At 65.1% G+C, this 2,865-nt stretch carries 2 protein-coding genes; both read right to left on the minus strand.

The window, feature by feature from the left end; translation table 11 throughout:
- The coding region (locus tag ELR45_RS34710; protein WP_165367530.1) for a nitrate- and nitrite sensing domain-containing protein at positions 1 to 1,003 on the minus strand (1,003 nt) is incomplete at its 3' end.
- 760 nt (positions 1,004 to 1,763) lie between these two features.
- Entirely contained in the window at positions 1,764 to 2,843 is a 1,080-nt protein-coding gene (locus ELR45_RS06350) for an inositol-3-phosphate synthase (protein ID WP_129664418.1), read from the minus strand.
- Between the last annotated feature and the right edge of the window lie 22 nt (positions 2,844 to 2,865).

A 2,865-nucleotide genomic window follows, 5' to 3' on the forward strand; every position in this document is an offset into this window, starting at 1 on the left:
CTACGGCCTCGGGAAGGTCCTTGGTCGATGTCTGCTGGGCGGCGGCCCGGAGCCGGCGCAACGGCCCGACAATGGAGCGTGCAACGACGACGGCAAGGAAGACGGTGAGCGCCAACACGGCGAGGACGGCGATGGCGCTGAGCACGGCCGTGGCGCGGGCGCTGCTGCTTGCCTCGGAGGCATTGTCGACAACGGCGGAAGCCGCTTCGCTTTCGACCTCCCTCATGATCTCGAGACGCTCGGTGGCGTTGGCATACCACTGCTCGTGCGAAGCCTCGACCGTCTCGCCCTCACGGATGCCAGCGATGGTCTCGGCAGTGAGCTCGTCGCCGTTGGCCAGCCGGTTTGCAATAACCCGGGACTCGTCGGCGTCTTCGAACCCGGCGAGGAAACGGCCGGTCAACAGATCCTGCTCACCGCGGAACGAGACCACGTTGGCGGTGAGGGATGACGTGGGCTCCTCGTCGGGTGTGAGGTTGTACGTCACCAGACCGCGTTCCATCGAGGCCGACTCGACCGACTGGCTGATGTTGTCGAGCCTGTTGATCAGGCGGGCAGACTCGCCGTCGTGCACCACGGAGCTGGAAGCCGTGACGATGCCGCGCACTGCCTCGGCGAACTCGTGATAACTGGTTGCTCCACCCTCATCGAACGACGGCTCGCCGCTGTCCCGTTGTTCCCGGTACCCGGAGAGGTTCTCCTCCTCGTTCTCGAACGCGGTCACCGCGGACTCGGTGGCCGTGCCGGCGTCGCGGACGGCGTCGAGACCATCCCTGAGCTCGGACAGTGCGGCGTCGGTGGCGTCGCGTGCGTCCCCCACGGCGGACTGCCCAGTGGCGTCGGCCTCGTACAAGGCGGTGACGTCCCGCTCATCCTGGATTCGGTGCAGTAGATCGGTGGCGGCCACCCCGACGTCCGCCAGCTCCTCCACCTCGCTTGCCGACGACGCGTCGTCAAGGGCGCCCTTGAAGAAGAACGCACCCAGTACCAGGGTGCCGAGCAAGGGCACCAGGACGAGAGCGGCTACACGGGAGCGAACGCTTCGGTCATGCAGCAGGGCATGCCAAACCGACGTGCGCGATCCTTCCTCCGACGCGGGTTCGTCGGACGGAGCGGCACTCGCACGGGCGTTGTGTGCCGCGCGTGCTCGATTCGAGGTGCTGCTCGCACCACGGTTTGCTCGCGCGGTCCGCGTCATCGAAACGTTCCTCCTTGGTCTGGCGTCCCGGAGCCGGCGTGCGTGGTCACGCAGGTCCACCTATCCGGGTAACGCTGCTGGGGCGCTAACGTTTCGCCGGGCGGCCTCGTTCCTGGGCCGGCCTTCATCACGTCAGCTCCTTCAGCGTTTCTACCCTCGGCCGCCGACCTTCCTTGGCGACAGGACTCGGGACAGTAGACGACGCTGGCTGCCCCGCCCCTGTTCTGTCAATAGACGGCCGATATGCCGGACAATCGAATGGTAGTCGAGTGGGCCGAATGTTCGATGGTGGAGATGGCCCAAATGCCCTACTTTGTGACGTAGGACATGGGAAGAGTGCCTACCACAAGTCTCCGGGACGCTCAGTCACCCCCTAGAAATGATCATGTCCACCAGGCCTTCCGTGGCGCCGTCTCGTTGAAACCAGATCAGGCACGCGGAAGAACCTAGTGGACATGATCATTCCGGTCCAGCCCTCGAACGATCGCAGCCGTCGGCGACGCTCGGGCGGACGGTCCTCGTGGACGACCCGCCCGACGGCACGGACCCGTGGCCGGCTGCGCCTTTAGCGCTCTATATCACCGGCGATGAACTTCTCGACGGAGTCATGGGCGACGTTGTCACCGTACTGCTCCGGCGGCGACTTCATGAAGTACGACGACGCGGAGAGGATCGGACCACCGATGCCGCGATCCTTGGCGATCTTGGCGGCGCGGATGGCGTCGATGACGATGCCCGCGGAGTTGGGGGAGTCCCAGACCTCGAGCTTGTACTCCAGGCTGAGCGGTGCGTCACCGAAGTTCCTGCCCTCGAGGCGGATGAACGCCCACTTGCGGTCGTCGAGCCAGGCGACGTAGTCGGACGGGCCGATGTGCACGTTGCGGTCCTCGAGCCCGTTGACGAGCTGCGAGGTGACGGACTGGGTCTTGGAGATCTTCTTGGACTCCAGGCGGTCCCGCTCCAGCATGTTCTTGAAGTCCATGTTCCCGCCGACGTTGAGCTGGTACGTGCGGTCGACGGTCACACCACGGTCCTCGAAGAGCTTGGCCAGCACCCGGTGGGTGATGGTGGCGCCGATCTGAGACTTGATGTCGTCACCGATGATGGGCACCCCTGCCGCCGTGAACTTGTCAGCCCACTCCTTGGTGCCGGCGATGAAGACCGGGAGGCAGTTCACGAACGCGACACCGGCGTCGATGGCGCACTGTGCGTAGAACTGAGCCGCCTGCTCGGAGCCGACCGGCAGATAGCAGACCAGCACGTCGGCCTTGGTCGCGCGGAGGGTCTCGACCACGTCGACCGCACTCTCATCGGACTCGGTGATGGTCTCCCGGTAGTACTTGCCGAGCCCGTCGAGGGTCGGCCCACGCTGAACGGTGATACCCGTCGGGGGGACGTCGCAGATCTTGATGGTGTTGTTCTCGCTCGCGACGAGGGCGTCCGCGAGGTCCTGTCCGACCTTCTTGGCGTCCACGTCGAATGCGGCGACGAACTCGACATCGCTGATGTGGTAGTCGCCGAACTGCACGTGCATCAGGCCGGGTATCTTCGCCGCGGGATCCGCGTCGCGGTAGTAATGGATGCCTTGCACAAGCGAGGTGGCGCAGTTACCGACGCCGACGATGGCTACACGAAGCGAGCCCATGAGCTCCTCTTCCTTTCTCATT

The sequence above is a fragment of the Phytoactinopolyspora endophytica genome, assembly GCF_004138495.1.
In the GTDB taxonomy this organism is placed as follows: domain Bacteria; phylum Actinomycetota; class Actinomycetes; order Jiangellales; family Jiangellaceae; genus Phytoactinopolyspora; species Phytoactinopolyspora endophytica.